This is a genomic window from Sphingomonas immobilis, assembly GCF_030580995.1.
Taxonomy (GTDB): Bacteria; Pseudomonadota; Alphaproteobacteria; order Sphingomonadales; family Sphingomonadaceae; genus Sphingomonas; species Sphingomonas immobilis.
On the sequence record NZ_JAUQSZ010000005.1, the window covers coordinates 198,323 to 225,317 of the forward strand.

Consider the following 26,995-nt stretch of genomic DNA (forward strand, 5'->3'; position numbering starts at 1 on the left):
GGCGGCGCGAAGGCCGCCCCGGTCGACCCCTATCTCCCCATCACCGTCACCCGCGCCGCGTCCAGCCGCGCGCTGTAAGCGTCCAAGACCTTGGCGATGCGTCCGGCATAGACGTTCGCGTCGTCGAAACGCCGCTCCTCGATCGCCTCGCGCACGCCCGGCAGCGTCTTGGCGCCGTAGCCGGTGAAGCGGCCGGGCGCGTAGATCATGTGCTTGTACCAGGTGCGTCCGGGCAGTCCGCGATCGTCGAGCAGCAACTGGTCGATATCGCGCAACTGGCCGTTGAGCTTCACCCGCGCCGCCGGCGTCAGTTTGCCACCCTTGTCGGCATAGGCGCTGTCGTACGCTGCCGCCGCCTTCTTGAGCCGGTCGACCGCATCCTCCAGCGCGGCGAGTTCGACATGCGGCGTGTCCGCCTCCACCGCCGCCGGGCCGACCGGCTTCAACGGGTCGCTCGCCAGCCGGAAAGCGTCGTCCTTGAGCAGCTTCTCGCGCTTGCGGTCAGCCTCGCGGCGGCCGTCGGCGAGCTTCTTCACCTCGTCGAGATACGTGCCGACCGTGTCCGCGAAATCGCCGAAGCGCTGCGGCGGCGTGTCGCTGTCGGCCACGCGCAGCACCAGCCGCCCGACCACTTTCGACAGCGCAGCACCATATTTCAGGCCGGGATCGTCGAAGGTCGTGAAGTGATGATAGCTGTCGTAGATCGAGTGGTAGACGCCGCCGCTCTCGTCCTCCCCGCCGAAGCCGATGTTGAGCGCCGGCAGGCCGAGATGCTGGAGATAGGCCGAATAGTCCGACCCCGAACCGAGCGCCCCGATCGGCACGTCGCCGCCCTTCTCCGCCGCCGCCAGCGTCGCCGCGTCGTCGCGCCCGGTCTTGTCGTACGCGCCGACACGGATCGCCGCGCGCATCCGTTCCGCCGCCGAGGCACCGGTCTCGGGATCCTTCACGTCGGCGGCGACACCGTTGACGAGATGCTGGAAGTCGTGGCTCCCCTGCGCATAGAGGAAGCCGCGCCCGTTGCCGTCGGTGTTGATGTAGAGAACCGCCCTCTTCTGGAGCTCGTCGGCGTGCGCCTCGGCCCATTCGGTCGAGCCGAGCAGCATCGGCTCCTCCGCATCCCAGCTCGCGAAGACGATCGTGCGCTGCGGCCGCCAGCCCGATTTCCACAACGCACCCAGCGCCTTCGCCTCGGACAGCATGGCGACGTTGCCCGACAACGGATCGGACGCGCCGAACACCCAGCCGTCATGGTGATTGCCGCGCAGCACCCACTGATCGGGATATTGCGAGCCCGGCAGCTTGGCGATCACGTCGTAGACGGGCTTGAGCGACCAGTCGGACTTGACCGCGAGGTGGACCTGCACGCCGTTGTCGCCGCCGAGGTGATAGGCAAGCGGCAGGCCGCCGCGGAACGGCTCCGGCGCGAGCGGACCGCCGAGCTTCGCCAGCAGCTTCGATGCGTCGCCGTACGACATCGGCAGCACGGGGATCTTGAGGATCGTCTGCGCCTGCGCGCGGCTGAGCCGCTTCGCTCCTGCCGTGGCGCCGATGCCGGGCGTCAGCGGATCGCCGGGATAGGTCGTCATGTCGGCGACCGAGCCGCGCTGCACGCCGAAATCGGGCCGCGCGCCGCCCTTGGGATAGACGTCACCCTCGCCGTAGCCGTCGTCGGCCGGGTCCGAATAGATGATCGTGCCGACCGCGCCATGATCCTGCGCGAGCTTCGGCTTCAACCCGCGCCAGCCGACGCCGTAGCGCGCGATGACGATCTTGCCCCTCACGTCGACGCCGCGCCGCGCGAGCGCCTTGTAATCGTCGGGCATGCCGTAATTGACGTAGACGAGATCGGCGGTGACGTCGCCGTCGCCCTGGAAGGCGACGTAGGGCGGCAGCGCGTCCTTGGTGATCGCGGCGGCGGAGGTGTCGTCACCCGGCACCGGCGGCTCCTGCCCGCCGAGCGTGATCTTCTCCGGGCTCACCATCTCGACCGTCGTCGAGATCGGCGTGGGATAGAGCACCTGAAAGGTCTCGATATGCGCGTCCCAGCCCCATTCCTTGAACTTCGACAGGATGAAATCGGCATTGGCCTTGTCGTGGGGGCTGCCGACATGGTTCGGCGCCGACGACATCTGCTTCATCCAGTCCATCTGGTCCTGCGAGCTGACCGAAGCGTCGAATTGCGCCTCCAGCGCCTTGCGGTCGGTCGGGGCTTGCGCGACGGCCGCCCCCGCCAGGGCGAGCACGCCCACGCACGCCAGAAGACTTGCCCGCTTGATCATGTCGCTACCCCTGTATGCTGATGTTTAGGCAGCATGCGTCAGCGCGGGAGCGAGCGCAATTGCGGCCCGGCGCCCCATCGCGTAAACTTGCGTAAATTCGTGAGAATGCTGCGGAGAAGCGATGTGCCAAGGTGTACAGCTGCGCTGAGTATCGCGATCTCGGGCGCGCTCCTGACGGCGCCGATCGCCCCCCTCGCTGCACAGCAGGGCGCGATCGTCCGCTCGACATCCATAGCCGGCGCGCCTGCCGGAGCCGCCGCCCACCGCATCAGCTATCGCTCGACCGACAAGGACGGGCGCCCGATCGTGGTGACCGGTGCCGTCGTCGTCCCGACCGGACGCGCGCCCGCCGGCGGAAGACCGGTGGTGGTCTGGGCGCACGGCGCGTCAGGCGTGGCGGAGCCCTGTGGGCTATCTGACAAGCCGGGACTGTTCGCACAAATCGCCGGGCTGAAGGAAATGCTCGCCGCCGGATACGTCGTGACGGCGCCCGACTATCAGGGTCTCGGCAATCCCGGCCCGCATCCGTTCCTGATCGGCCCCGCCGCCGCGCACAGCGTGCTCGATGCCGTGCGCGCGGCACGTGCCATGCCGGGCGCGCAGACATCGGCTCACTATGCGGTATGGGGCGAGTCGCTGGGCGCGTATTCGGCGCTGTGGTCGGGCAAGCTGGCCGCACGTTATGCACCGGAACTGACCCTGGTCGGGGTCGCAGCGGCGGCACCGCCGACGGATATCAAGGCCAATCTCACCGGCGGCACCAACGCCGCCGTGCGCGCTTTCCTAATGGCCTACGCCGGGGAAAGCTGGTCGAAAGTCTACGGCCTTCCCCTCACCACCGTCGTCAAGCCGGCCACCGCGACGCTCATCACCGCGATCGCCCGAAATTGCGTGTCGCTCGATGGCTTCAAGCTGCGCACCAAGATCGGTATGCTGCGCCTCGCGCATCAATTGCGGAACGTGGATCTCGCCGCATCGCCCCGCTGGGCCGCGCTGATGACCCAGAATTCCGTCACGCCCGACGGGCTCGCCGTGCCGCTACTGATCGCGCAAGGGTCGAAGGACGTGATCGTGTCGCCCGCAGTGACGAAGCGCTTTGTCGACCGGCTGTGCGCAGCGCGTGCGACGGTGCGCTACGTCCCGATCGCAGGCGGGGATCATGTCTCGGTCGCGAAGAGCTCGGTGGCCGTGACCACCGCGTGGTTGCGGCAACGCTTCGCCGACGCACCCGCGCCGAACGATTGCGGCAGACTGTAAGGTCTCACCCCTCCCCGCGCACCCGCTCGTGATGGCGGATCACTTCGTCGATGATGAAGCGCAGGAACTTCTCGCTGAAATCGGGATCGAGGTTCGCCTGTTTGGCCAGCCCGCGCAGCCGCGCGATTTGCGTGTCCTCGCGACCCGGATCGGCGGGGGGCAGGCCCGCGGTCGCCTTGTACTGCCCTACCGCCTGCGTCACCTTGAAGCGCTCGGCGAGCAGAAACACCAGCGCCGCGTCGATATTGTCGATGCTCTGGCGGAAGCCGTTCAGCGTCTCGTCGGTCATCGTGCATTCCCCGCATGTAGATCGGCGCCTTTTGATGGCCGCTTCGTCGCGGCGCAAGCCCGCGCGGGGTTGCCTTTAATCAACACAGCGGCCACATCGCCAGCGAGATGAGCGCCACCATTCACCGCCTCGATCCGCGCCCGGCCCCTTCGCTCGACGCGATGGTCAATCTGGTCTCGGGCGATCTCAACCTCGTCAACGCCGTGATCCTCGACCGGATGCAGTCGGAGATCCCGCTGATCCCGACACTCGCCGGGCATCTGATCGCGGGCGGCGGCAAGCGGATGCGGCCGATGTTGACGCTCGCGAGCGCGAAGCTGCTCGGCTATACCGGCACGCGCCACCACCGGCTGGCCGCCGCGGTCGAGTTCATCCATACCGCCACGCTGCTGCACGACGACGTCGTCGACGGATCGGACCTGCGCCGGGGCAAGCGCACCGCCAACCTCATCTGGGGCAACCCGGCGAGCGTGCTGGTCGGCGATTTCCTGTTCAGCCGGTCGTTCGAGCTGATGGTCGAGGACGGCAGCCTCAAGGTGCTGAAGATCCTGTCGGGCGCGAGCGCGATCATCGCCGAGGGCGAGGTCAACCAGCTCACCGCCGCGCGGCGCATCGACACGCCCGAAGAACGCTATCTCGACATCATCGTCGCCAAGACGGCGGCACTGTTCGCCGCCGCGTGCAAGATCGCCGCGGTGGTGGCTGAACGCAGCGAGGCGGAAGAAGCCGCGCTCGACGCCTATGGCCGCAACCTCGGCGTCGCGTTCCAGCTTGTCGACGACGCGATCGACTATGTTTCCGACGCGGGTACGATGGGCAAGGACGCGGGAGACGATTTCCGCGACGGCAAGGCCACCTTGCCCGTCATCCTCGCCTATGCGCGCGGCAGCGAAGAGGATCGCAAATTCTGGAAGGCCGCGATCGAGGGCCATCGCAACCGCGACGAGGATTTCGCGCACGCCATCCAGCTGGTGCGCTCGACGCACGCGGTCGAGGATACCCTTGCCCGCGCGCGCCACTACGGCCAGCGCGCGATCGATTCGCTCGGCATCTTCCCGAACGGAAAGGCCAAGGATGCGATGGTCGAGGCGGTCGAATTCGCGGTGGTGCGGGCGTTCTGATCGCGCCGCCGGCGGCTGCTGGCGATTGCAAATCCCCGCCGTCCTGCCAAACCTCCCCGCAAGACAATAAGAGGATGGCATGAGCGCGCCGGTATTGAGATCCGCGATCGACCTCGACAGCGACGAGGCGAAGGCACGCAGCCGCCACAACCGCGCGCTCGCGGCGACTTTGCGCAACAAGGTCGCGGATGCGGCTGTCGGTGGAAGTGACAATGCGCGCGAGAAGCACCTCGCGCGCGGCAAGCTGCTGCCTCGCGACCGGGTGGAGCGGCTGCTCGATCCGGGCTCGCCGCTGCTGGAAATCGGCCAGCTCACCGCGAACGGCCTGTACGGAGACGAGGTGCCGGGCGCGGGCGTCATCACCGCGATTGGTCGCGTATCGGGGCGCCAGTGCATGATCGTGTGCAACGACGCGACGGTGAAAGGCGGCACCTACTTCCCGCTGACGGTGAAGAAGCACCTGCGCGCGCAGCAGATCGCCGCGGAGAACCGGCTGCCGTGCATCTACCTCGTTGATTCGGGCGGCGCTAACTTGCCCAATCAGGCCGAGGTGTTTCCCGATCGCGAGCATTTCGGCCGCATCTTCTTCAACCAGGCGAACATGAGCGCCAAGGGCGTGCCGCAGATCGCCTGCGTGATGGGAAGCTGCACGGCGGGTGGCGCATACGTCCCGGCGATGAGCGACGAGACGGTGATCGTGCGCAACCAGGGCACGATCTTCCTCGCCGGCCCGCCGCTGGTTCAGGCCGCGACGGGAGAGGTCATCAGCGCAGAAGACCTGGGCGGTGGCGAGCTGCACACGCGTAAGTCCGGCGTCGCCGATCACCTCGCCGAGAATGACGAGCATGCGCTGACGATCGTGCGCGATATCGTCTCGCACCTCGGCCCGGTCCACGATCACGGCCTGCCGCTCAAGGAGCCGCGCGCGCCGAAATATGCTGCGGAGGAGCTCTACAGCATCATCCCCGAGGATGTGCGTGCGCCGTACGACGTACATGAGGTGATCGCGCGGCTGGTCGACGGGTCCGAGTTTCACGAGTTCAAGGCGCTTTACGGCGCGTCTTTGGTGTGCGGCTTCGCGCATATCTGGGGGATGCCGGTCGCGATCCTCGCCAACAACGGCGTGCTGTTTTCGGAAAGCGCGCAGAAGGGCGCGCACTTCATCGAGCTCGCGTGCCAGCGCAAAATCCCCCTGCTGTTCCTGCAGAACATCTCGGGCTTCATGGTCGGCGGCAAATACGAGGCGGAAGGGATCGCCAAGCACGGTGCCAAGCTGGTGACGGCGGTGGCGACCGCGACCGTGCCGAAGATCACCGTGTTGATCGGCGGGTCTTTCGGGGCCGGAAACTACGGCATGTGCGGGCGGGCGTACGATCCGCGCTTCCTCTTCACCTGGCCCAACGCGCGCATCTCGGTGATGGGCGGCGAGCAGGCGGCGAGCGTGCTGGCGACCGTCCACCGCGACGCCGCCAAATGGTCGGCCGAGGAGATGGAGGCGTTCAAGGCCCCCGTCCGCCAGAAATACGAGGACGAGGGCAACCCGTATTACGCCACCGCGCGGCTGTGGGACGACGGCGTGATCGACCCGGCACAGACCCGCGACGTGCTGGGGCTCGCGCTGGCGGCGACGTTGGAAGCGCCGATCCCCGACCGGCCCGCCTTCGGTGTGTTCAGGATGTGATGGGCGTGCCTAAAACCTTCCGTCATGCTGAACTCGTTTCAGCATCCATCGTGCCGCAAGGGCGCAAGTCCGAGGCCGGGCGCAAGGTCCGCCCAATCCGGATTGTCGCTCTCGATCAGATTGATCTTCCAGTCGCGGTGCCAGCCCTTGAGCTGTTTCTCGCGCGCGATCGCGCTAGGCATGTCGGCGAACATTTCATAGCGCACCAGCAGATGAACACCGTAGCGATCGGTAAAGCCCGGCATCGCACCGGTCCGGTGCTGATGGACGCGCTCGAGCAAATGCGCGGTAACACCGATGTACAGCGTACCGTAGCGCTTGCTCGCCAGGATATAGACGCACGGCTGCTTGCTCATCGCGGCCCAAAACCTGCCGCACGATGGATGCTGAAACAAGTTCAGCATGACGGCCGTGGAGGAGATGTTCGTGCTTAAATCGCTCCTCATCGCCAATCGCGGCGAGATCGCCTGCCGGATCATCCGCACCGCGCGGCGCATGGGGATCCGCACGGTCGCGGTCTATTCGGATGCCGATGCGAACGCGCTGCACGTGCGGCAGGCGGACGAGACGGTGCATATCGGCCCCTCGCCTGCGCGCGAAAGCTATCTGGTGGGCGAGAAGATCATCGCCGCCGCCAAAGCGACCGGCGCGGAAGCCGTCCATCCCGGCTACGGCTTCCTGTCCGAGAATGCCGCGTTTGCGCAGGCCGTCTCCGACGCGGGACTAATCTGGGTCGGCCCCCGGCCCGCCAGCATCACCGCGATGGGCCTGAAGGACGCCGCCAAGACACTGATGGCCGCCGCCGGCGTGCCCGTCACGCCCGGTTACATGGGCGAGAACCAGGAGCCCGCTTTCCTCGCCGCAGAGGCCGCCAAGATCGGCTATCCCGTGCTCATCAAGGCGGTGGCGGGCGGCGGCGGCAAGGGCATGCGGCTGGTCGAAGCGCCGGCGGACTTCGCCGACGCCCTTGCCTCCTGCCAGCGCGAGGCCGCATCCTCGTTCGGCAACGCGCATGTGCTGATCGAGAAGTACATCCTGAGCCCGCGCCATATCGAGGTGCAGGTGTTCGGCGACACGCACGGCAACATCGTCCACCTGTTCGAGCGCGACTGCTCGCTCCAGCGCCGCCACCAGAAGGTGATCGAGGAAGCCCCCGCCCCCGGCATGGACGAAGCGACGCGCGAGGCGCTGTGCGTGGCGGCGGTGAAGGCGGCGGCGGCGGTCGACTATGTCGGCGCGGGCACGATCGAGTTCATTGCCGATGGGTCCGAGGGCCTGCGCGCCGACCGCATCTGGTTCATGGAGATGAACACGCGCCTGCAGGTCGAGCATCCCGTGACGGAGGAGATCACCGGCGTCGATCTGGTCGAGTGGCAGCTGCGGGTGGCCTCGGGCGAGGCGTTGCCGAAGCGGCAGGACGAGTTGAGCATCAACGGCTGGGCGATGGAAGCGCGGCTGTATGCGGAGGATCCGGCGAAGGGGTTTTTGCCGAGCGTTGGGCGGCTCGAACTGTTCGAACTCGGCGATGGGGGCCGCATCGACACTGGCGTTTCCGACGGTGGAGACGTTACGCCATTCTACGATCCGATGATCGCGAAGGTCATCGCTCGCGGTGACAACCGTGGCGAGGCTCGCGAACTGCTGCACGATCTTATGATGCAAACCGTCGTGTGGCCGGTCAGGACGAACGCCGCCTTTCTGGTCAAGGCGCTCGAACATCCAGATTTCATAGCCGGAAATGTCGATACTGGTCTGATCGGCCGCGACGGCGATGCGATGGCAGAGGCACCAATGCCACGCGCCGAGGGTGTCGCTTGGGCCGTTGCGGATCTCATGCCCATCTACGGCCAGCCGGGCTTACGCCTAAATGCCGAACCAAAAACAACGGGCTGGTTTCTGGTCGATGGCGAAGCGATGGAGGTGCGGCTCGACTATCCGGGCGTTCCCGAGCCACGGCTTTCAGTGAAGTACAGCGCGCTCGGACAAACTTGGGAGTTGACGCCGTGGCGCGCGGCGGGCGGGGCCACCGGCGGCATCTCCTCAGGCGCGATCCTCTCCCCCATGCCCGGCCGGATCATCGCGGTGGAGGTGGCCGCCGGCGACACCGTCACCACGGGACAGAAGCTGCTGACGCTCGAGGCGATGAAGATGGAGCATACGCTCACCGCCCCGTTCGACGGGACGGTTGCCGAGCTCAACGCCAGCCCGGGCGCGCAGGTTCAGGTCGAGGCTTTGCTCGCGCGGATCGAGGCGGCGGAGGGCTGAGCCACTCGCCGCCTACGCCGTTGCCTATGCCTTGGCGGCGAGCGCAGCCTGGGCCGCCGCGAGCCGCGCGATCGGCACGCGGTACGGCGAGGCACTCACGTAATCGAGGCCGATCTTCTCGCAGAAGGCGATGCTCGCCGGATCGCCGCCGTGCTCGCCGCAGATGCCCAGCTTGATGCCCGCGCGCGTCGCCCGCCCGCGTTCCGCCGCCAGCTCGATCAGCTCGCCGACGCCCTCGATATCGAGGCTGACGAACGGGTCGCGCGGATAGATGCCGCGCTCGACATAGGTCGTCAGGAAGCGCGCGGCGTCGTCGCGGGACACGCCGAGCGTCGTCTGGGTGAGGTCGTTGGTGCCGAACGAGAAGAATTCGCCGATCTCGGCGATCTCGCCCGCCTTCAGCGCGGCGCGGGGCAGCTCGATCATCGTGCCGACGAGATATTCGATCTCGCGGCCCTTATCCGCGAACACGGCCTTCGCCGCCGCATCGACCACAGCCTTCATCAACTCCAGCTCGCGGCGGGTCGCCACCAGCGGGATCATAACCTCGGGGATCGGCGCCGCGCCCGACTTCTCCGCGACCTCGATCGCCGCCTCGAAGATGGCCCGCGCCTGCGTCTCGTAGATTTCGGGATAGGTCACGCCAAGCCGGCAGCCCCGATGGCCGAGCATCGGGTTGAATTCGTGAAGCTCGCTCGCGCGGCGCTTGAGCACGTCGATATCGACGCCCGCCGCCGCCGCGACCTCGGCGAACTCGGCTTCCTCGTGCGGCAGGAATTCGTGCAGCGGCGGATCGAGCAGGCGGATCGTCACCGGCAGGCCGGCCATCACCTCGAACAACTGCACGAAATCGCCGCGCTGTTCGGGCAGCAGCTTCTCCAGCGCGGCACGGCGGCCAGTCTCGTCCTCGGCGAGGATCATCTGGCGCACCGCGGTGATGCGCGCCGCGTCGAAGAACATATGCTCGGTACGGCAAAGGCCGATGCCCTCCGCGCCGAATTCGCGCGCGACCCTGGCGTCGAGCGGCGTCTCGGCATTGGCGCGCACCTTCAGACGGCGCACGCCATCGGCCCATTCCATCAGCGTCGCGAAGTCGCCCGACAATTCGGGCTGCACGGTCGGCACTTCGCCCGCCATCACTTCGCCGGTCGTGCCGTCGATCGTGACGATATCGCCCTCGGCGATGGTCCGCCCGGCGACGCGCATCACCTTCGCCTTGGCGTCGATCGCGAGCGTGCCCGCGCCCGAGACGCAGGGGCGGCCCATGCCGCGCGCGACGACCGCCGCGTGGCTGGTCATGCCGCCGCGCGCCGTCAGGATGCCCTTGGCGGCGTGCATGCCGTGGATGTCCTCCGGCGACGTTTCGACGCGGATCAGGATCACCGCGTCGCCCGCCTGCGCGCGTTTTTCCGCCGTGTCGCTGTCGAACACCGCCGCGCCGCTGGCCGCTCCCGGCGAGGCGGGCAGGCCCTTCGTGAGTACGTCGCGTACCGCCTTGGGATCGAGCGTCGGGTGGAGCAACTGGTCGAGCGCCTGCGGATCGACGCGCGCGATCGCCTCCTCGCGCGTGATCAGCCCCTCGGCCGCCATCTCGACCGCGATCTTCAGCGCAGCCTTGGCGGTGCGCTTGCCGGAGCGGGTCTGCAGCATCCACAGCTTGCCCTGCTGCACGGTGAACTCGATGTCCTGCATGTCGCGGTAATGCGTTTCGAGCGTGTCGAACACCTTGGCGAGCTCGCCGTAGACCTCGGGCAAGGCCTCTTCCATCGACAGCGGCTTGGCACCCGCCGCCTCGCGCGCGGCGAGCGTCAGATATTGCGGCGTGCGGATGCCCGCGACGACGTCCTCGCCCTGCGCGTTGATGAGGAATTCACCGTAATAGGCGCGGTCGCCCTTGGCGGGATCGCGCGTGAAGGCGACGCCCGTCGCCGACGTGTCGCCCATGTTGCCGAACACCATCGCCTGCACGTTGACGGCCGTGCCCCACGAGGCGGGAATGTCGTTGAGGCGGCGGTAGACCTTCGCACGCTCCGACTGCCACGATCCGAACACCGCGCCGACCGCACCCCAGAGCTGATCGTGGACGTCCTGCGGGAAGGGCTTGCCCCACTGCGCCTCAACGAGTGACTTATATTCGGCGACGAGCTTCTGCAGGTCGGCGGCGGTCAGATCGGTGTCGAGAAAATAGCCATTGTCCTCCTTGGCGATCTCCAGCGCTTCCTCGAACGCACCGTGATCGAGCTCCAGCACGACATCCGAATACATCTGGATGAAGCGGCGGTAGCTGTCCCACGCGAAGCGATCGTCGCCCGAGGTCGCGGCGAGGCCCTGCACCGTCGCGTCGTTCAGCCCGAGGTTGAGGACCGTGTCCATCATCCCCGGCATCGACGCGCGCGCGCCCGAGCGGACCGAGACCAGCAACGGATCGGCCGCATCGCCGAAGACCTTGCCCGTCACGCCCTCGATATGGGCGATGCCGGTGGCAACCTCGTCGCGCAGGCCCTGCGGGAAGGCCTTGCCCTCGTCATAATAGACGTCGCAGAATTCGGTCGAGATCGTGAAGCCTGGCGGGACCGGCAGGCCGATCGACGCCATTTCCGCCAGATTCGCGCCCTTGCCCCCCAGCAGGTTGCGGTCGCCCTTGCCACCGTCGGAAACGCCGCCGCCGAAGCGGTACACATACTGTGTCATGGTCTACCCTCTAAGACGTTGTTTTCGCTGGGGAGGCGATTGGAAGGTCACACTAAAGTCACACTGATCGGCGGGTGCTCATCCATCGATTCGGGAGAAATCGGCGACGTTGTGCACTGCAGCACGCACGCGATCAAGCAGAGCCAGACGCGACAGGCGCTTGTCCCGTTCCGGGTCGTTCACAATCACGCTGTCAAAGAACGCGTCGATCGGCGCACGCAGGCTCGCAAGCGCCGACATGGCGCCCTCGAAATCCTCCCGCGCGACCGCATCGGCGGCGGCGGGCTCGGCCGAAGCGAGCGCCACCGCGAGGGCAGCTTCGGCCGGTTCGGGCGTGTAGGACAGCGCTAAATGCGTCGCCCCGGCGGAGGCCGGGGCCTCGTGCGGCTCCTGTCCCGCGCCATCGCCTGAGACCCCAGCTTGCGCTGGGGTGACGGACTGCGGGAAGCCTTCCTTCTTGAGGATATTGGCGGCACGCTTGTACCCGGCGAGCAGGTTTGCGCCGTCCGGGGTGGCGATGAACGCCTGCAGCGCGTGGACGCGGGCGAGCAGGCGGACGAGATCGTCCTCGCCCCCGAGCGCGAACACCGCGTCGATCAGGTCGTGGCGGACGCCGGCTTCGCGCTGCTGGACTTTGAGGCGGTCGGCGAAGAAGTCGCGAACGGGAGTGATGTATTCTTGAGGTGAAACGACGTACCCTAGAACGGCATCAATCTCATCAGGCATCAAATATTCGTAGCCGAACCCAGCGCCCCAACTTTTAGCATAGTCTAAAAACGAGACGACCCAAGCTGTAGCTTTATATTGCATACCGAATGTCATTTCGGTCTGCTTCGCGTTACCTGCCGCGTCTAATCCATCAAATTCGAAGCACGCTCCGGCGTCAAGCTGTTCTAAACGCAGTCGACGCTGCTCCAACAACGCTTCCGTAACTTCAAACCGAAGGCTGTTGCGCAGGATAACTTGGATCACGCCGAGAGCTGCACGTCTTAAAGCGAACGGGTCTTTCGAGCCGCTAGGCCGCTTAGCGACTGCAAAAAAACTACCAATCGTGTCCAGTTTGTCCGCCAGCGACACCGCCACCGTAACCGGCGCAGTCGGCACCTCGTCGCCCTGCCCGACCGGCTTGTAGTGATCGCGCACCGCTTCCCACACTTCGCGGGGTTCGCCCTGCGCGGCGGCGTAATAGCCGCCCATCAGGCCCTGCAATTCGGGGAACTCGCCGACCATGCCGGTGACGAGATCGGCCTTGGCGAGGCGGGCGGCGCGTTCGGCGAGGTCGGCCAGGCTCGTCGCCCCGGCGGAGGCCGGGGCCGCTGCGTTCGGGGCAGCCGGCTCGCCAGATGACCCGGCGGCCCCGGCCTTCGCCGGGGCGACGGCTGCCCCGACAATCCCCTCCTCCACCAGCCAGCGCGCGAGCTTCGCGACGCGCTCGACCTTGTCGGCGACGGTGCCGAGCTTCTCGTGGAAGACGATGTTCGCCAGCTTCTTCGCCTGCTCCTCGAGCGGCACCTTGAGGTCGGTTTCGTAGAAGAACTTCGCATCCGACAAGCGCGCCGCCAGTACCTTGCGGTTGCCCTCGACGATCTTCGTACCGCCGTCCGCCGCGTCGATATTGGCCGTGCAGACGAAGGCGTTCGCGAGCTTGCCCTCGGCATCGCGGCACACGAAATATTTCTGGTTCACGCGCGCGGTGAGCTGGATCACCTCGGGCGGCACGGCGAGGAACGCCGCGTCGAAGCGACCGAGCAGCGGCACCGGCCATTCGGTGAGGCCAGCATTCTCGGTGAGGAGGCCGGTATCCTCGATGAGTTCGAGCCCCGCCTTGCGCGCCGCCATCTTCGCGCCGAGCGCGATGATCTGCCGCCGCTCGTCCTGATCGACGATCACGTGGCAGGCGCGCAATTTCTCTTCGTAGTCGCTCGCCGAGCCGATCGTGATGACGCCGGGATGATGGAAGCGATGCCCGAGCGTCGCCGCGCCGGAGGTGACGCCGGCGATCTCGCACGGCACGATCTCCTCGCCCAGCAGCGCGACGATGCCCTGCAGCGGGCGTACCCAACGTAAGGATTCGGTAGAGGCGGAGGCATCGCCCCAGCGCATCGACTTGGGCCAGGGAAAGGCGCGGATGACGGCGGGGATCGCCTCGGCCAGCACCTCGGCGGTGGGGCGGCCGGGCTTGTCGAGAACTGCGAAATACACGCCGTCGCGCTCGACGAGCTGGTCTTGGCTGAGGCCGGTCTTGCGCAGGAAGCCCTCCAGCGCCTGCGGCGGCGCCGAGGTCTTTGGGCCCTTGGTTTCCTCGGAAGACTCGGCGGTCGCGGCGGGCAGATCGCGCGCGATCAGCGCGAGGCGGCGCGGCGTCGCGAAGGTGACGATGGCATCGGTGTGGAGTCCCGCCTTCGCCAGTTCGGCCGCGAACAGCCGCGCGAGATCGTCGCGCGCCTTGTCCTGCATCCGCGCCGGGATTTCCTCGGAGCGGAGTTCGAGGAGGAAATCCATCACAGTCCCTCTCCCTTTGGGAGAGGGAAGGAGGAGCGAAGCGATGGGAGGGTGAGGGTAGAGAGGCTGCCCTCACCCTTCCCACCCGGCTGCGCCGGGCGGGCCCCTTCCCTCTCACAAAGGGAGAGGGAGATTGGTGTCGCCCGCATCACGCCGCCCATCCGTTCTTGTCCATCCAGCTCGCGCAGGCGCCCTTCGCGAGATCGCGGACGCGGCCCATGTACGCCTGGCGCTCCGCCACCGAGATCACGCCGCGCGCCTGCAGCAGGTTGAAGACGTGGCTCGCCTTGATCGCCTGTTCGTAGGCCGGGATCGGCAGCTTCGCATCGAGGCAGTTCTCGCACTCGGCGGTCGCCTTGCGGAACAGGTCGAACAGGCGTTCGGTATCGGCGATCTCGAAATTCCACGCGCTCATCTGCTTCTCGTTTTCGAGAAAGACGTCGCCGTACGTCACCCCGGCATCGTTGAAGGCGAGATCGTAAACGCTGTCCTTGTTCTGCAGGTACAGCGCGAGCCGTTCGAGGCCGTAGGTCAACTCGCCCGCGACGGGCTTGCAGTCGTAGCCGCCCATCTGCTGGAAATAGGTGAACTGCGTCACCTCCATGCCGTCGCACCACACTTCCCAGCCGAGCCCCCACGCGCCGAGCGTCGGGCTCTCCCAATCGTCCTCGACGAAGCGGATGTCGTGGAGCGTGAAGTCGATGCCGATCGCGGCGAGCGATCCGAGGTACAGTTCCTGCAGATCGGGCGGCGAAGGTTTCAGGATTACCTGATACTGATAGTAATGCTGGAGCCGGTTCGGGTTTTCGCCGTAGCGGCCGTCGGTCGGGCGGCGGCAAGGCTGGACGAAGGCGGCGTTCCACGGGTTCGGGCCGAGCGCGCGCAGCGTCGTCGCGGGGTGGAAGGTGCCCGCGCCCATTTCCATGTCATAGGGCTGCAGGATCAGGCAGCCCCGCGCGCTCCAGTATTCGTGGAGCTTCAGGATCATGCCCTGAAAGCTGAGAGGCTTGTCGGTCGCGTCGCTCGTCATCGCGGCGGGCTTTGGCGCATGGCCCGAAAGGGGTCAACCATGCGTGGGCGGCCCGTTGACGGCAGGGGGCGTTTCGGCTGTGTTCGCGGGGTGAGGGCAAGGCGCAGCTTCGTTGGCGATTGGGGAGCCTGGTGCGCTGTCGCCGGGCTGTCGTTGGCGATGCCCGCCACGGCGCAGCGCATCGCCTATCAGCCGACCGATCCCGGTGAGACGATCGCGCTCGGTGCCGCGCCGTACATCGTCTATGCCGTGCCCGACGCCAGCGAGGCCATCACCTGGCGCGGCCAGCCCGCTTCGCCGCGCCTGATCTACGCCGCCCTCCCCGCCGACGAGCGCGTCGCGCCGACGATGCTGTTCGATGTGGTCGGGTCGGAGGACGAAGGCCCCGGCACGCCTGTCGCGCAGGACTACGCACCGCACCCGGCGATCTGGCGGATCGGCGATAAGGACACGACGATCTGGCTGTTCGGCACGGTCCATGTCCTGCCGCCCGGCTTCGTGTGGCGCGATGCGCGGATCGACAGCGTGGCGAAGCGTGCCCGTGCGCTGATCGTCGAATCGATCGACAGCAGCGCACCCGCATCGTTCCGGCCGGAGAAGGAGGCGAAGCTGCCGCCGCTGGTCGAGCGCGCCTCGGCCGATCATCGCGACGCGCTGCGGGCGCAGCAGGCGAAGATGCCCGCGCCCGCCGTCGCGCTGATGGACCGGATGCCGACGTGGATGGCGGCGATCGCGATCGGCTTCACGCGCGAGGTTCACGCCGGGCAGGCCTCCGCCGCCGGCGCGGACGACGATCTCGAGACGCGGTTCCGCAAGGCCGGCAAGCCCGTCACCGCGATCGAGGACGGCGCGGCGGTGATGAAGGCGCTGAACGCGACGCCCGAGGCGCAGCAGCGCGAGATGCTCGATCAGGCGATCGACGCCGAGACGCAGAGCGACGATGCGCGCTTCGCCGCCGTCCATGCCTGGGCGAAGGGCGATCTCGCCGCGCTCGCCACCGAGCTCGGGCGAACGGCCGATCCGCTGTCGAAGCCGCTGATGCACGATCGCAACCGGGCATGGGCCGCGGCGCTGGCGACGCGGCTGCGGCGGCCGGGCCGCGTGCTGTTCGCGGCGGGCGCGGCGCATTTCGTCGGGCCCGGTTCGGTGATCGCGCTGCTGCAAAAGCGCGGCATCCGGGTCGTCCGCCTGCCCTGATCGCGTTAAGACTAGCGCTACCCGCCAGTTCCTATATCGCGGCGATCCACTCGTAGGGGCTCGTCCATGCGCTTCATCAAGATCGTCACCGCCGCTTTCCTCGTCGCCGCTACGCCGGCCTGCGCGCAGCCCGCTCCCGCGCCTGCCGCCTTCAAGGACGTCGATCCCGCGCTCTGGGTGGTGAAGGATGCCGACACGACGATCTATCTGTTCGGCACGATCCACGCGCTGAAGCCCGGCCTGTCGTGGTTCGACGAGGCGGTGAAGACGGCGTTCGATTCCAGCGACAGCCTCGTCCTCGAAATTCCGATGCCGAGCCCCGAGGAGGCGCAGAAGGTGATGCTGCCGCTCGCGATCGACGCGACCGGCCCGACGCTGACCGACAAGATCCCCGCCGACAAGCGCGCCGCCTATGCCGCCGGCCTCGCCAAGCTCGGCGTGCCGGCCACCGCGTTCGACCGGTATCAGCCGTGGTTCGCCGCCGCGCAGCTCGGCCAGCTCAGCCTCGCCAAGGCCGGGTTCGGGCGCGAGGAGGGCGTCGAGAAGCAGCTCGACGCCGCCGCGCAGGCCGCGCACAAGCCGGTGTCGGGGCTGGAGACGCTCGGCCAGCAACTCGGCTATTTCCACGATCTGCCGCAGGACGCGCAGATCGCCTTCCTGCTCTCGGGCGTCGAGGACATCGACAAGTTCGACGGCGAGATCAACAAGATGGTCGATCTGTGGAGCGCCGGAAACCCCGACGGGCTCGGCAAGCTGATGAACGAGGATCTGACCAAGCAGCCCGTCCTCAAGAAGGCGCTGCTGACCGATCGCAACGCGCGCTGGGCCGAGTGGATCGAGAAGCGGATGGACCAGCCCGGCACGATCTTCATCGCCGTCGGCGCGGGGCATCTTGCGGGCAGCGAGAGCGTGCAGGCGCTGCTGGCGAAGCACGGGCTGAAGGTGACGCGGATCAAATATTGAGGGGCCGCCGGAAACACGCAGAGTGAGAGTCCGCTTGACACATTGACACTCAAACGGAAAAAATCACTTCCGATCGTTTCCGAAATTGCACCAATCGACAGCCAGGGATTTCAAAGAGCAAGCGCGACCGTCGCATATTCCGGGCGTGTAGGACAGGGTACCCTTGCCCTTTCCGCCCTTCTCCGCTATTCGCGCCGCCTTCCGGTCAGGGTCATCCCTGGAGGCCTGGCCGGGGATTTGACCAAACGCATTTCGGAGACCTGCAATGAGCGACCAGTTGACGCTCGCAGCCGAGACGCGCGAACAGGTTGGCAAGGGAGCCTCCCGTTCGCTTCGTCGTGAAGGCCGCGTGCCCGCCGTGATCTACGGCAACAAGCAAGAACCCCTCTCGATCCATGTCGAGGAAAAGGCGCTGATGCGTCTCCTCATGACGGGTCATTTCATGAATTCGGTCGTGATGATCGACGCCGGCGGCAAGGCCGTGCGCACGCTCCCCAAGGACGTCGCGTTCAACCCCGTCACCGATCGTCCCGAGCATGTCGATTTCCTGCGCATCGGCGAGCACACCACCGTACACGTCAGCGTGCCCGTCCACTTCACCGATGAAGACGACGCTCCGGGGATCGCCAAGGCGGGCGGCGTGCTCAACATCACGCGCCACGAAATCGAACTGGTGTGCGACGCCGCCAACATCCCGAGCGAGATCGCCATCTCGCTCAAGGGCCTGGACGTCGGCGCATCGATCCACATCTCGGACGTGAAGCTGCCCAAGGGCGTCGAGCCCGCGATCGCCGACCGCGACTTCGCGATCGCCACGATCGTGCCGCCGACCGTCCCGACCGTGGAGGACGAGGCGCTCGAGGCCGAAGTCGCCGAGGCGCAGGCCGCTGAGGCTGCCGAGGCTTCGGACGAGGCCGCACCCGAGGGTGATGCCGCTGCCGAGGGCGAGGACAAGGGCGAGTAATCGCTGGCAAAAGCCCTCTCCCCTTCGGGGAGCGGGTTGGGAGAGGGGCAGTTCCGGGCGTTGCGCTTGCGACTGCCCCTCTCCCCGGCCCTCTCCCCAGAGAGGAGAGGGAGAAGAAGAGTGCAAATCTGGGTCGGCCTCGGCAATCCCGGTCCGCAATATGCGATGAACCGGCACAATGTCGGCTTCATGGCGCTCGACACGATTGCCGATTTCCATGATTTCGGCCCCGTGAAGAAGGCGTTCCAGGGCTGGACGCAGGAAGGGCGCATCGGAGCTGAGAAGATCCTGCTCCTGAAGCCCGCGACCTTCATGAACGAAAGCGGCCGCAGCGTCGGCGAGGCGATGCGCTTCTACAAGCTCGACGAAGGCGACGTCAGCGTGTTCCACGACGAACTCGATCTCGCGCCCTTCAAGGTGAAGGTGAAGATCGGCGGCGGCACTGCCGGGCATAACGGCCTGCGCTCGACCGAGGCGCATATCGGCAACGCCTATCGCCGCATCCGGCTCGGCATTGGCCATCCGGGGCACAAGGACAAGGTGAGCCCCTATGTGCTCGGCAACTACGCCAAGGCGGAGATCGACGATCTCTCCGACATGCTCGGCGCGGTGGCGGCGGAGGCGCGCTGGCTGGCGGCGGGCGACGACGTGCGCTTCATGAACGATGTCGCGCTGCGGTTGAGCGACGCATGAGCGTGCGCAGCCTGTTCCCGACCCCGCTCTATAGCGGTGCGCTCGGCAATGACGCCCTGCTCGCCGAGCTGGAGGACTCGTGCCTGATGCTCGCGCAGGAGGACCGCGCCGGGCGGGCATGGTCGAAGGCGCACACGTATCGCGGCTATACCAGCTACGCCTCGCTCAACGACCTGCCGCAGCGCGACCCCGCCTTCGCCGATCTCCAGAAGGCGCTGGGACGCCACGTCGCCGCCTTCGCCGATGCCGCCGGCTTCGATCTGGCGGGGCGCAAGCTCAAGCTCGACAGCCTGTGGGTCAATGTGATGAAGCCGGGCGGCACGCATAGCGGGCATATCCACCCGCATTCCGCGGTATCGGGCACGCTCTACGTCGCGGTGCCGCCGGGCGCCGGCGCGATCCGTTTCGAGGATCCGCGCCTGCCGCTGCTGATGGCCGCCCCCGCCCGCCGCGAGGAGGCGAACCCGTTCGTGTATGTCGAACCCGAACCGGGCACTGTGCTGCTGTGGGAAAGCTGGCTGCGGCATGAGGTCGTCGCGGGGAACGCCAAAGAGGACCGGATCAGCATCAGCTTCAACTATCGCTGATCGCCCGCGATTGGCGAGCGGCACGCATCCAAACATATGATAAGCTGATTCATAAAGTCCAAAATCAAGGACCGTCGGGCCACGCCGCCCTAAAACACGGTGCTCATACGGACGTCGGGGTTCCCTTTTTGGGGCGTACCTCCTCCTCTTCCGTCCCAAAGGAAGAGAATGGCCGCCCGCGTCTTCGCCATACGATCGCTTGCCGGGCACCTGAAGGCGCGATACTCCCTCGATCGCGATGATCTTGACGGGATCGAGCGGCTCAACGGCACCGCCCGGAGTTTCGAGCCCAACCAATATCTGCTGCGCGAAGGCGACCGGCCGAAATATTGCTCGTTCCTGGTCGATGGCTTCGTCTACCGCCACAAGATCGTTGCGGATGGTGGCCGTCAGATCGTTTCGATCCACATTCCCGGCGACATCATCGATCTGCAGAACATGCTGCTGCAGGAGGCCGACCACAACATCCAGGCTCTCACCGCCGCCACCGTCCTGCTCTTCCCGCACGAGGAGGTGGTAGCGCTCGCATTTGCACGCCCTGCCGTCGGCAAGGCGATGTGGCGCGAGACGCTGATCGAGGCATCGATCTCACGCGAATGGATCGCCAATGTCGGGCGCCGGGACGCGCGCGAGCGCACCGCGCATCTCATCTGCGAACTTGCGATGCGGCGGGAAAGCGCCGGCCTCGGCCCGCGCGAAGCGTACGAGCTGCCGATGACGCAGGAACAGCTAGGCGATGCGCTCGGGCTGACGGCGGTACACGTCAACCGTACGCTCAAGGCGTTGCAGGACGACGGGCTGATCACGCGCAGCAAACGATCGGTCGCGGTCAACGACTGGGAGCGGTTGCGCGCGGTCGCGGACTTCACGACCAACTATCTCCACCTCGGCCAGGGCTAGCCGCAGCGTCCCGCAGCCGCTATCGGCGGCGCTCACTAACGAGCACGAGGATTACATGGGTTTCCGCTGCGGTATCGTCGGCCTGCCGAATGTCGGCAAATCGACCCTGTTCAATGCGCTCACCGAGACGGCGGCGGCGCAGGCGGCGAATTACCCCTTCTGCACGATCGAGCCGAATGTCGGCAACGTCGCGGTGCCAGACGCGCGGCTGAACCAGCTCGCCGAGATCGCCAGCTCTCAGAAGATCGTCGAGACGCAGCTCGCCTTCGTCGACATCGCGGGCCTCGTGCGCGGCGCATCGAAGGGCGAGGGTCTGGGCAACCAGTTCCTCGGCAACATCCGCGAGGTCGACGCCATCGTCCATGTGCTGCGCTGCTTCGAGGATGGCGACGTGACGCACGTCGAGGGCAAGGTCGATCCGATCGCCGATGCCGAAACCGTCGAGACCGAGCTGATGCTGTCCGACCTCGAGAGCCTCGAGAAGCGCGTGCCCAACCTCGGCAAGAAGGCGGCGCAGGGCGACAAGGAGGCGAAGGTCGCCGCATCGGTGCTGGGCCAGGCGCTCGACCTGCTGCGCGAGGGCAAGCCCGCGCGGCTCACCAAGCCCAAGGACGAGGAGGAGGCGCGCGCCTTCGCGCAGGCGCAGCTCCTGACTTCGAAGCCCGTCCTCTACGTCTGCAACGTCGATGAGGGCGATGCGGCGAACGGCAACGCGCTGTCGGCGCGGGTGTTCGAGAAGGCGAAGGCCGAGGGTGCCGAGGCGGTCGTGGTCTCGGCCGCGATCGAGGCCGAGATCGCGACGATGCCGCCCGAGGAGCGCGGCGAGTTCCTGTCCGAGCTGGGGCTGGAGGAGACCGGGCTCGCCCGCGTCATCACCGCCGGGTACAAGCTGCTCCACCTCCTCACCTTCTTCACCGTGGGACCGAAGGAAGCGCGCGCCTGGACGGTCCATGTCGGCGCCAAGGCCCCGCAGGCGGCAGGCGAGATCCACACCGATTTCGAACGCGGCTTCATCCGTGCCGAGACGATCGCCTTCGCCGATTATGTCGCGCTGAAGGGCGAAGCGGGCGCGCGCGAGGCCGGCAAGCTGCGGCAGGAGGGCAAGGAATACGTCGTGCAGGACGGCGACGTGATGCTGTTCCGGTTTAACGTCTGACGGGCGCAGGCGCGGCTACGTCCGCGCCGATGCGCGCGGCGCAGCGCCCGGCACGGCCGGCGGGTCGTGCGAAGCAACGAACCCGGCCTACCGCCCGTCAGGCGCGTGGTTGGTCAGATCGACCGACTGGTTATAATAGGTCAGCACGGTATCCAGGTCGCGCGGATCGCGGCTTTGCTTGAAACCGCGATATTCGCCGATCATCTGCACCAGAGTGCTCGCCGCGTTGGGCTCCTGCCGGCCCGCCTTGGTCGCCTCCGCCCGCGCATCGGCGACCGCCTTTTCGATGATCACGATCTCGGCGTCGCCCTTCGCGATGAGCTCGGGCTTGGTCGGATCCTTCTCGCCGTTGAAAATCTCGATCAGCTTCTTGGAATGGATCAACGCCAGCTTGGTCTGGTATTTGACCGGATCGGCATCCTTCAGCTTCTCCAGCAAAACGACATCCCGCTGATCGAGCGCCGTATCGAGCAGCTTGCTGAAGGCGACGAGGTCTTTCCCGGCGGCGTCGATCTCGGCCAGCATCACGGGATCCTCCGCCTTGCCGCGCGCGAGCTTGTCGTCGAGATATTTCTTGCTGGTATAATATTCGTCCAGGCTGGCCATGTGCGTCTCGACCTTGCCCATCGACGCGATCAGCGCATCGGCCGCCTTGTCGAGTTCGGCCGAACCGCCCGGCAGCGCGCGCGCTTCCTTGAGCGCGGCGACGCCCTTCCCGATCCAGCCCGGATCGGCATGGAAATAGCCTTCGAGCGAATGATGCGCGACATCGTCCTGGATATATTCGCCTGTCTTTTTCTCGAAACCGAAGGAGGAATCGAGCAGCGTATTGTGCCCCTCGGTATAGCCGTCGAGCTTCTTGCTGGCGGAGGAGTCGCTGGAGGTGACGTCGCCGCCCGGCAGCTCGAGCTTGTCGCACGCGCCGAGGGACAGGAGCGCGGCGCCGATCAACGCAAGATTGGCTTTTCCGAATTTCATGGATTTGAGCCTCTGCTGCCAGGATTCGCCGGGCATCTTAGGGTTCTCTTCGCCGCGAGGGCAATGATGCGCAGCAAAAATCCAGCGATTACTTGCGGCTGTTCATGTCCGTGACAGTGGTTGCCGGTTCCGCGCGCGACGCCTAGAAGCGCGGGGAGATGCTCCGCCTGCTGCTCATCCTGCTGATCGCGTTTGCCACACCGGCGATGCCGGCCGCTGCCTGCGAAAGTACGCCGCCGGTCGCGATGCATCACGCGATGCCCGGCATGCCCCATCACGGTGAGCGCAAGGCCCCGCCGGCCGAGCATCTGTGCGTCGGGTGTGTGCCTGTCGCCGATCTCGACGCCACTCCGCTCGACCGGCGCTTCCTGCTTCCGGCTCCCGCCCCGCTTTCGCGGATCGCCGCGCTGCCGCCGGTCGCGGCTGAGGGCCCCGTGCCGCCCCCGCCGAGGAATGTCTGAAGCCCCGCTGCTTCCCCTGACATTTCCCGGAGATTTTCATGACCAGAACGATCTGGCGCGCGGCCGTTGCGGCTGTCGCGCTGATGCCGGCCGTCGCCGCCGCGCAGGACCACGACCATATGCCCGGCATGGAGATGCCGGCCCCCACGCCGACTCCCGCGCCGCACGATCATCAGATGGCCGACATGCCGGCTCCCGCCCCTCCCGGATCGAGCGACGGCTCCGGCACGTCGCGCAACCCCGGCACGGAGCCGATGCAGGGGCTGCACCTCATGGCCGGCGACTGGATGCTGATGCTCCACGGCTATGCCTTCGCGGCCTATACCGATCAGGGCGGACCGCGTGGGAGCAACGAGGGCTTCGTCCAATCGATGGCGATGATCACCGCCGCGCGCGATCTCGCGCCCGGCGTGGCGCTGCAATTGCGATCGATGCTGAGCCTCGATCCAGCGATGGGCGCGCGTGGCTATCCCAATCTTTTCGCGACCGGCGAGACCGCGAACGGCGTCGTCCCGCTGATCGACCGCCAGCATCCGCACGATCTGTTCATGGAGCTGTCGGCGCGGATCGACGTGGATGTCGGGACGACCACAAAGCTGTTCCTCTACGGCGGGCCGGTCGCGGAGCCCGCGATCGGCCCCTCTGCCTTCATGCACCGCAGATCGGCGCAGTACCTGCCGCTCAGCCCGATCACGCACCATTGGCTCGACAGCACGCACATCAGCTACGGCGTGGTCACGGCGGGCATCGCGCGGCGGCACTGGCAGATCGAGGCGTCCGGCTTTCGCGGGCGCGAGCCCGACCAGTATCGCTGGGGGATCGAGACGCCGGGCCTCGATTCGTGGAGCGTGCGCGCGACCTGGAACCCCTCGCCTTATTGGTCGGCGCAGGTCAGCCACGGGCATATCAAGGAGCCCGAGCAGCTCGAACCCGGCATCAGCGAGGAGCGCACCACGGCGAGCGTGCAATATGCGCGCGGCGGGCTTTCCGCGCTGATCGCCTTCTCCGCCAAGAACAAGCAGCCGGGGCGGACGCTGCCGGCGTGGCTGGCGGAGGTGAGCTGGGACGTTACGCGCCATCACACGCTGTTCGGGCGGTTCGAGAATGTCGCCAATGACGAGCTGTTTCCCGATCACGCCGATCCGCTGCACGATACGAAGTTCCGCGTCAGCAAGGTCGAGGGCGGCTATGCGTACCGGCTGCCGATCGGGAAGTCGTTCCAGCTCGCGCTGGGCGGCGCGGTCGGGGTCTACGGCAAGCCCGCCGCGCTCGATGCGGCCTATGGGACGTTTCCGGTCAGCGGTACGGTGTTCGCGAAGCTATCGCTTGGCAAATAGTCGCGGTGTCGCGATGCTGACATGAAAGTGGTGAAGGGCGCGTCCATGCGGTGGTTCAGCAAATTCGCGGTCGCGGCGGCGTGCGCCTTTCTTCAGGCCTGCGCGACGCCGCCCGCCGTCGCGCCCCTTACGCCCTCTGCCGTGACAGAGGCGCGGCAGCCGGTCACGATCCTGATCTCGATCGACGCCTTCCGGCCCGATTATCTCGCGCACGGCAACACGCCGAACCTGGATGCGCTGGCGGCGGGCGGCGTACAGGCGACGATGCGGCCGAGCTATCCGACGCTGACCTTCCCCAACCACACCACGCTGGTGACGGGCCTCCGCCCCGATCATCACGGCATCGTCGCCAACACATTCCGCGATCCCGCGCGGCCGGGCGAGAAATTCTACAACAAGGATCTGAGCGCGCTCGATCCCTTCTGGTGGGCGCAGGAGGAGCCGTTGTGGATCACGGCGGAGAAAGCCGGCATCCGCAGCGGCACGATGTTCTGGCCCGGCGAGGAAGCCGCGCACGGCAACGTGCGGCCGAGCGACTGGGCGCGCTTCGACCCGAATTTCACCAGCGCGCAGCGCGTGCTGACGCTGGAGGACTGGATGCGCCGCCCGGCCGCGCTCCGGCCGAAGTTCATGACGCTCTATTTCGACGACGTCGACAAGACCGGGCACAAGCAGGGCCCGATGGCGCCGGAGACGATCGCGGCGGTGCGGCATATCGACGCGCTGATCGGGGGCTTGCGCGATACGCTTTCCGGGCTTGGTCAGCCGGTCAATTTCGTCATCGTCTCCGATCACGGCATGCGCGATGTCGAGCCCGACAAGGCGGTGCTGCTGCAGAAGATCCTGCCGAGCGAGAGCTACGATCTCGTCTTCTACGGCCCGCTTGCCGCGATCGCGCCGAAGCCGGGGCATGAGGAGGCGGTCGCGCGGGCGCTGACCGCGCCCAATCCGCTGATGACGTGCTGGCGCAAGGCCGACGTGCCCGCCGCCTTCGCCTATGGCAGGAGCCCGCGCGTCGCGCCGATCATCTGCCAGGGCATTCGCGGCGGCGACGTGCTGCCGGGCGCGCCGACCAACAAGGGCGAGCACGGATACGACATCGACGACCCGGAGATGACGGCGCTATTCCTCGTCAACGGCCCGGCGTTTCGTCGCGACGCGCGCATCCCGGTAAAGTTCGACAATGTCGATCTGTACCCGATGCTCGCGCGGCTGGTGGGCGTCGCGCCGCTGCCGAATGACGGCAACGCCGCAACGCTCGCGCCGCTGCTGGCCGCGCGCTAGACCCTAGCGACGGCGGCCGCCGCCACGGCCCTGCCAGCGCTGGCCGCCCTGCACGCCGTAATCCTTCCACATCGGGCGGATCTCGCGGTGAGCGTTGTTCCAGTTCTGCGAGCGGCCCTGCCAGTAGCGCTGCTGATCGCCGTTCCAGCGGCGGCGGCTGTTGTCGCGGCCGTAGACGTAATAGCCGCTGCCCGGATAATAATAATCGCCCTGCCAGCCCCAGTACGGATCGGCGCTGAAGCCGCCGTAATAGGGATCCCAATTGTCGCTGGCATAACCGACGCCGTAGCCGCCGCCATAGCCGTCATCGACACAGGCAGTGAGGCCGAGGCCCGCCGACGCGACGAGGCCGGCGATGAGGATTTTCTTGGCGAACATGGTGCGACTCCAACTGAAGGCGCGTCGCCGGGGGAGGATTCGCGTGACGGCGCGTCGTGCAGGGAGAACGATGAAGCGAGGCTGGGGTTCCGGGCGAAGGTAACACCTGGTTGTCACGATTGACACCTGAATGGAAACTGTCCGGGTCGATCGTTTCCGATTTTGGACAGATCCGGTGCGGAAAGTCACACTAAGGTCACACTGATCGGGGGGTGTTCGGCGCCCCCGTGTTGGACGGGTGTGCGCGGAAGTTTACAAAGTTTACGCTACGTCTGCGCCTGTTGCCCCTTTCCGACGGCCGCGCGGCGCGGGCGCGAGAAGGGTTTTCGCGAGAATGGCGAGCGGCGGGTCCGACAGTTCAAAGAGCGATGGTGCGATATCGCAGATCGGTTGGGTGTAGGACAGCGGGAATGTCCGGGTTGGGTGGAAAGCGGCCATTATGAAGCTACCGAAAGACTAAGTAGAGAACCGGCCCTAGAATCACCGCAAATCCGACGCACCCCCAAAGCGATATGCGCGTGCCGAAGCGATCGCCGTAAGGGTCATGCTCTTGCCAGAACTCGCGTTCGATGGCCCACACCGTTGCCACCAAATCCCTGAATGTCGTAGTCGCATCTGGAGTGCTGCCAGTCGCTTTCAGATACCGGAGTAGCAAACCGCTCAACTCGTCTGGCCTATCAGACTCGCCGGTCGGTTCGATTACAACGTGATCGCCGTCAGCTTTGATCCGGTAGGATTCGCCGTTCGGGCCATACGCTGCTGGGTAGACGCCATTCCGCACATCTATTGCTTCAAGGTGGCTTTCTGCTGCCGCGACTGACGGATATACCAATAGCGGTTCGTCTGCCGCTACGAAAAGAGCGCCGGGCGGAACCGCTGCCGAAGCGTAGTCGAAGTCTGTCGTGTCGGTCGCCATTGCGCCCTTGTTCCAGCCGAACGTAATATCCGCAACTGGGGCGGCAGCAGCCATCAGCATACC

Annotated in this window: 23 protein-coding genes; 14 read left to right on the top strand and 9 right to left on the bottom strand. The window is 66.6% G+C overall.

Going from position 1 to position 26,995, the window contains the following annotated elements; translation table 11 throughout:
• Nucleotides 1–29: 29 nt before the first annotated feature.
• Entirely contained in the window at nt 30–2,282 is a 2,253-nt protein-coding gene (locus Q5H94_RS09380) for a transferrin receptor-like dimerization domain-containing protein (protein WP_304560997.1), read from the bottom strand.
• A 123-nt stretch (nt 2,283–2,405) separates the two neighbouring features.
• Here Q5H94_RS09380 and Q5H94_RS09385 point away from each other — a divergent pair, with 123 nt between their 5' ends.
• On the top strand, nt 2,406–3,539 hold the full coding sequence (locus Q5H94_RS09385) for a lipase family protein (protein ID WP_304560998.1): 1,134 nt from the start codon (nt 2,406–2,408) through the stop codon (nt 3,537–3,539).
• A gap of 4 nt (nt 3,540–3,543) precedes the next feature.
• Here the strand turns inward: Q5H94_RS09385 and Q5H94_RS09390 are convergent, their stop codons facing one another.
• Nucleotides 3,544–3,828, bottom strand: coding sequence for a chorismate mutase (locus tag Q5H94_RS09390; protein WP_304560999.1), 285 nt, complete (start codon nt 3,826–3,828; stop codon nt 3,544–3,546).
• A 107-nt stretch (nt 3,829–3,935) separates the two neighbouring features.
• Between Q5H94_RS09390 and Q5H94_RS09395 the strand changes: the two genes are divergently transcribed.
• Both Q5H94_RS09395 and Q5H94_RS09400 read left to right on the top strand, forming a co-directional pair.
• Nucleotides 3,936–4,949, top strand: coding sequence for a polyprenyl synthetase family protein (locus Q5H94_RS09395; protein WP_304561000.1), 1,014 nt, complete (start codon nt 3,936–3,938; stop codon nt 4,947–4,949).
• A 79-nt stretch (nt 4,950–5,028) separates the two neighbouring features.
• Nucleotides 5,029–6,630: a carboxyl transferase domain-containing protein gene (locus Q5H94_RS09400; protein ID WP_304561001.1), complete on the top strand. Its 1,602-nt coding sequence runs from the start codon at nt 5,029–5,031 to the stop codon at nt 6,628–6,630.
• Nucleotides 6,631–6,668: 38 nt separating this feature from the next.
• Here Q5H94_RS09400 and Q5H94_RS09405 read toward each other — a convergent pair whose 3' ends face one another.
• On the bottom strand, nt 6,669–6,986 hold the full coding sequence (locus Q5H94_RS09405) for a GIY-YIG nuclease family protein (protein ID WP_304561002.1): 318 nt from the start codon (nt 6,984–6,986) through the stop codon (nt 6,669–6,671).
• 70 nt (nt 6,987–7,056) lie between these two features.
• Between Q5H94_RS09405 and Q5H94_RS09410 the strand changes: the two genes are divergently transcribed.
• Nucleotides 7,057–8,895, top strand: a complete 1,839-nt coding sequence (locus tag Q5H94_RS09410) for an acetyl/propionyl/methylcrotonyl-CoA carboxylase subunit alpha (RefSeq protein WP_304561003.1) — start codon at nt 7,057–7,059, stop codon at nt 8,893–8,895.
• 24 nt (nt 8,896–8,919) lie between these two features.
• Here the strand turns inward: Q5H94_RS09410 and ppdK are convergent, their stop codons facing one another.
• The 3 genes from ppdK to Q5H94_RS09425 form a co-directional block, all read right to left on the bottom strand.
• Nucleotides 8,920–11,586, bottom strand: a complete 2,667-nt coding sequence (ppdK, locus tag Q5H94_RS09415) for a pyruvate, phosphate dikinase (RefSeq protein WP_304561004.1) — start codon at nt 11,584–11,586, stop codon at nt 8,920–8,922.
• A gap of 78 nt (nt 11,587–11,664) precedes the next feature.
• Entirely contained in the window at nt 11,665–14,091 is a 2,427-nt protein-coding gene (gene glyS, locus Q5H94_RS09420) for a glycine--tRNA ligase subunit beta (protein ID WP_304561005.1), read from the bottom strand.
• Between the two features lie 145 nt (nt 14,092–14,236).
• On the bottom strand, nt 14,237–15,076 hold the full coding sequence (locus tag Q5H94_RS09425) for a glycine--tRNA ligase subunit alpha (protein WP_304561070.1): 840 nt from the start codon (nt 15,074–15,076) through the stop codon (nt 14,237–14,239).
• A gap of 201 nt (nt 15,077–15,277) precedes the next feature.
• On the opposite strand from Q5H94_RS09425, the gene Q5H94_RS09430 reads away from it, so the two are divergent.
• The 7 genes from Q5H94_RS09430 to ychF all read left to right on the top strand — a co-directional run bounded on the left by Q5H94_RS09430 (nt 15,278) and on the right by ychF (nt 21,578).
• Nucleotides 15,278–16,315 (top strand): TraB/GumN family protein, encoded by a 1,038-nt coding sequence (locus Q5H94_RS09430; protein ID WP_304561071.1) that lies wholly within the window; start codon nt 15,278–15,280, stop codon nt 16,313–16,315.
• A 66-nt stretch (nt 16,316–16,381) separates the two neighbouring features.
• Nucleotides 16,382–17,278 carry a TraB/GumN family protein gene (locus tag Q5H94_RS09435; protein WP_304561006.1) on the top strand — a complete coding sequence of 299 codons (897 nt, stop codon included), beginning with the start codon at nt 16,382–16,384 and terminating at the stop codon, nt 17,276–17,278.
• A gap of 265 nt (nt 17,279–17,543) precedes the next feature.
• Entirely contained in the window at nt 17,544–18,242 is a 699-nt protein-coding gene (locus tag Q5H94_RS09440; protein WP_304561007.1) for a 50S ribosomal protein L25/general stress protein Ctc, read from the top strand.
• 120 nt (nt 18,243–18,362) lie between these two features.
• Nucleotides 18,363–18,935, top strand: a complete 573-nt coding sequence (gene pth, locus Q5H94_RS09445) for an aminoacyl-tRNA hydrolase (protein WP_304561008.1) — start codon at nt 18,363–18,365, stop codon at nt 18,933–18,935.
• Nucleotides 18,932–19,522: a TIGR02466 family protein gene (locus tag Q5H94_RS09450; protein ID WP_304561009.1), complete on the top strand. Its 591-nt coding sequence runs from the start codon at nt 18,932–18,934 to the stop codon at nt 19,520–19,522. The genes pth and Q5H94_RS09450 overlap by 4 nt, the downstream gene beginning before the upstream one ends.
• 168 nt (nt 19,523–19,690) lie before the next feature.
• Complete coding sequence (locus Q5H94_RS09455) at nt 19,691–20,422, top strand: Crp/Fnr family transcriptional regulator (protein ID WP_304561010.1); 732 nt, start codon at nt 19,691–19,693, stop codon at nt 20,420–20,422.
• A 55-nt stretch (nt 20,423–20,477) separates the two neighbouring features.
• Nucleotides 20,478–21,578, top strand: coding sequence for a redox-regulated ATPase YchF (gene ychF / locus Q5H94_RS09460; RefSeq protein WP_304561011.1), 1,101 nt, complete (start codon nt 20,478–20,480; stop codon nt 21,576–21,578).
• Nucleotides 21,579–21,665: 87 nt separating this feature from the next.
• On the opposite strand, the gene Q5H94_RS09465 is transcribed toward ychF, so the two are convergent.
• Nucleotides 21,666–22,556 (bottom strand): DUF3829 domain-containing protein, encoded by an 891-nt coding sequence (locus tag Q5H94_RS09465; RefSeq protein WP_304561012.1) that lies wholly within the window; start codon nt 22,554–22,556, stop codon nt 21,666–21,668.
• A gap of 158 nt (nt 22,557–22,714) precedes the next feature.
• On the opposite strand from Q5H94_RS09465, the gene Q5H94_RS09470 reads away from it, so the two are divergent.
• Genes Q5H94_RS09470 through Q5H94_RS09480 form a run of 3 tightly spaced genes read left to right on the top strand, consistent with a single transcriptional unit; the run spans nt 22,715 to nt 25,638 of the window.
• Nucleotides 22,715–23,017: a hypothetical protein gene (locus tag Q5H94_RS09470; protein ID WP_304561013.1), complete on the top strand. Its 303-nt coding sequence runs from the start codon at nt 22,715–22,717 to the stop codon at nt 23,015–23,017.
• Between the two features lie 38 nt (nt 23,018–23,055).
• Complete coding sequence (locus Q5H94_RS09475) at nt 23,056–24,354, top strand: hypothetical protein (RefSeq protein WP_304561014.1); 1,299 nt, start codon at nt 23,056–23,058, stop codon at nt 24,352–24,354.
• Between the two features lie 45 nt (nt 24,355–24,399).
• A complete protein-coding gene (locus Q5H94_RS09480) occupies nt 24,400–25,638 on the top strand; it encodes an alkaline phosphatase family protein (RefSeq protein WP_304561015.1) in 1,239 nt (412 codons plus the stop codon).
• A 3-nt stretch (nt 25,639–25,641) separates the two neighbouring features.
• Here the strand turns inward: Q5H94_RS09480 and Q5H94_RS09485 are convergent, their stop codons facing one another.
• The gene (locus tag Q5H94_RS09485; protein WP_304561016.1) at nt 25,642–26,016 is read right to left on the bottom strand and encodes a hypothetical protein; all 375 of its coding nucleotides are present in this window, start codon (nt 26,014–26,016) and stop codon (nt 25,642–25,644) included.
• A gap of 445 nt (nt 26,017–26,461) precedes the next feature.
• Nucleotides 26,462–26,986: a hypothetical protein gene (locus Q5H94_RS09490; protein ID WP_304561017.1), complete on the bottom strand. Its 525-nt coding sequence runs from the start codon at nt 26,984–26,986 to the stop codon at nt 26,462–26,464.
• Nucleotides 26,987–26,995: the final 9 nt, after the last annotated feature.

Excerpts from the sequence above, each read along its gene's own strand:
- Q5H94_RS09455 (WP_304561010.1), top strand. The coding sequence starts at position 19,691 with ATGGCCGCCCGCGTCTTCGCCATACGATCGCTTGCCGGGCACCTGAAG.
- ychF (WP_304561011.1), top strand. The coding sequence starts at position 20,478 with ATGGGTTTCCGCTGCGGTATCGTCGGCCTGCCGAATGTCGGCAAATCG.
- Q5H94_RS09400 (WP_304561001.1), top strand. The coding sequence starts at position 5,029 with ATGAGCGCGCCGGTATTGAGATCCGCGATCGACCTCGACAGCGACGAG.
- Q5H94_RS09395 (WP_304561000.1), top strand. The coding sequence starts at position 3,936 with ATGAGCGCCACCATTCACCGCCTCGATCCGCGCCCGGCCCCTTCGCTC.
- ppdK (WP_304561004.1), bottom strand. The coding sequence starts at position 11,586 with ATGACACAGTATGTGTACCGCTTCGGCGGCGGCGTTTCCGACGGTGGC.
- Q5H94_RS09480 (WP_304561015.1), top strand. The coding sequence starts at position 24,400 with ATGCGGTGGTTCAGCAAATTCGCGGTCGCGGCGGCGTGCGCCTTTCTT.
- Q5H94_RS09470 (WP_304561013.1), top strand. The coding sequence starts at position 22,715 with ATGCTCCGCCTGCTGCTCATCCTGCTGATCGCGTTTGCCACACCGGCG.
- Q5H94_RS09435 (WP_304561006.1), top strand. The coding sequence starts at position 16,382 with ATGCGCTTCATCAAGATCGTCACCGCCGCTTTCCTCGTCGCCGCTACG.
- Q5H94_RS09475 (WP_304561014.1), top strand. The coding sequence starts at position 23,056 with ATGACCAGAACGATCTGGCGCGCGGCCGTTGCGGCTGTCGCGCTGATG.
- Q5H94_RS09440 (WP_304561007.1), top strand. The coding sequence starts at position 17,544 with ATGAGCGACCAGTTGACGCTCGCAGCCGAGACGCGCGAACAGGTTGGC.
- Q5H94_RS09390 (WP_304560999.1), bottom strand. The coding sequence starts at position 3,828 with ATGACCGACGAGACGCTGAACGGCTTCCGCCAGAGCATCGACAATATC.
- Q5H94_RS09485 (WP_304561016.1), bottom strand. The coding sequence starts at position 26,016 with ATGTTCGCCAAGAAAATCCTCATCGCCGGCCTCGTCGCGTCGGCGGGC.
- Q5H94_RS09405 (WP_304561002.1), bottom strand. The coding sequence starts at position 6,986 with ATGAGCAAGCAGCCGTGCGTCTATATCCTGGCGAGCAAGCGCTACGGT.
- Q5H94_RS09380 (WP_304560997.1), bottom strand. The coding sequence starts at position 2,282 with ATGATCAAGCGGGCAAGTCTTCTGGCGTGCGTGGGCGTGCTCGCCCTG.
- Q5H94_RS09490 (WP_304561017.1), bottom strand. The coding sequence starts at position 26,986 with ATGGCTGCTGCCGCCCCAGTTGCGGATATTACGTTCGGCTGGAACAAG.
- Q5H94_RS09450 (WP_304561009.1), top strand. The coding sequence starts at position 18,932 with ATGAGCGTGCGCAGCCTGTTCCCGACCCCGCTCTATAGCGGTGCGCTC.
- Q5H94_RS09430 (WP_304561071.1), top strand. The coding sequence starts at position 15,278 with ATGCCCGCCACGGCGCAGCGCATCGCCTATCAGCCGACCGATCCCGGT.
- Q5H94_RS09465 (WP_304561012.1), bottom strand. The coding sequence starts at position 22,556 with ATGAAATTCGGAAAAGCCAATCTTGCGTTGATCGGCGCCGCGCTCCTG.
- Q5H94_RS09425 (WP_304561070.1), bottom strand. The coding sequence starts at position 15,076 with ATGATCCTGAAGCTCCACGAATACTGGAGCGCGCGGGGCTGCCTGATC.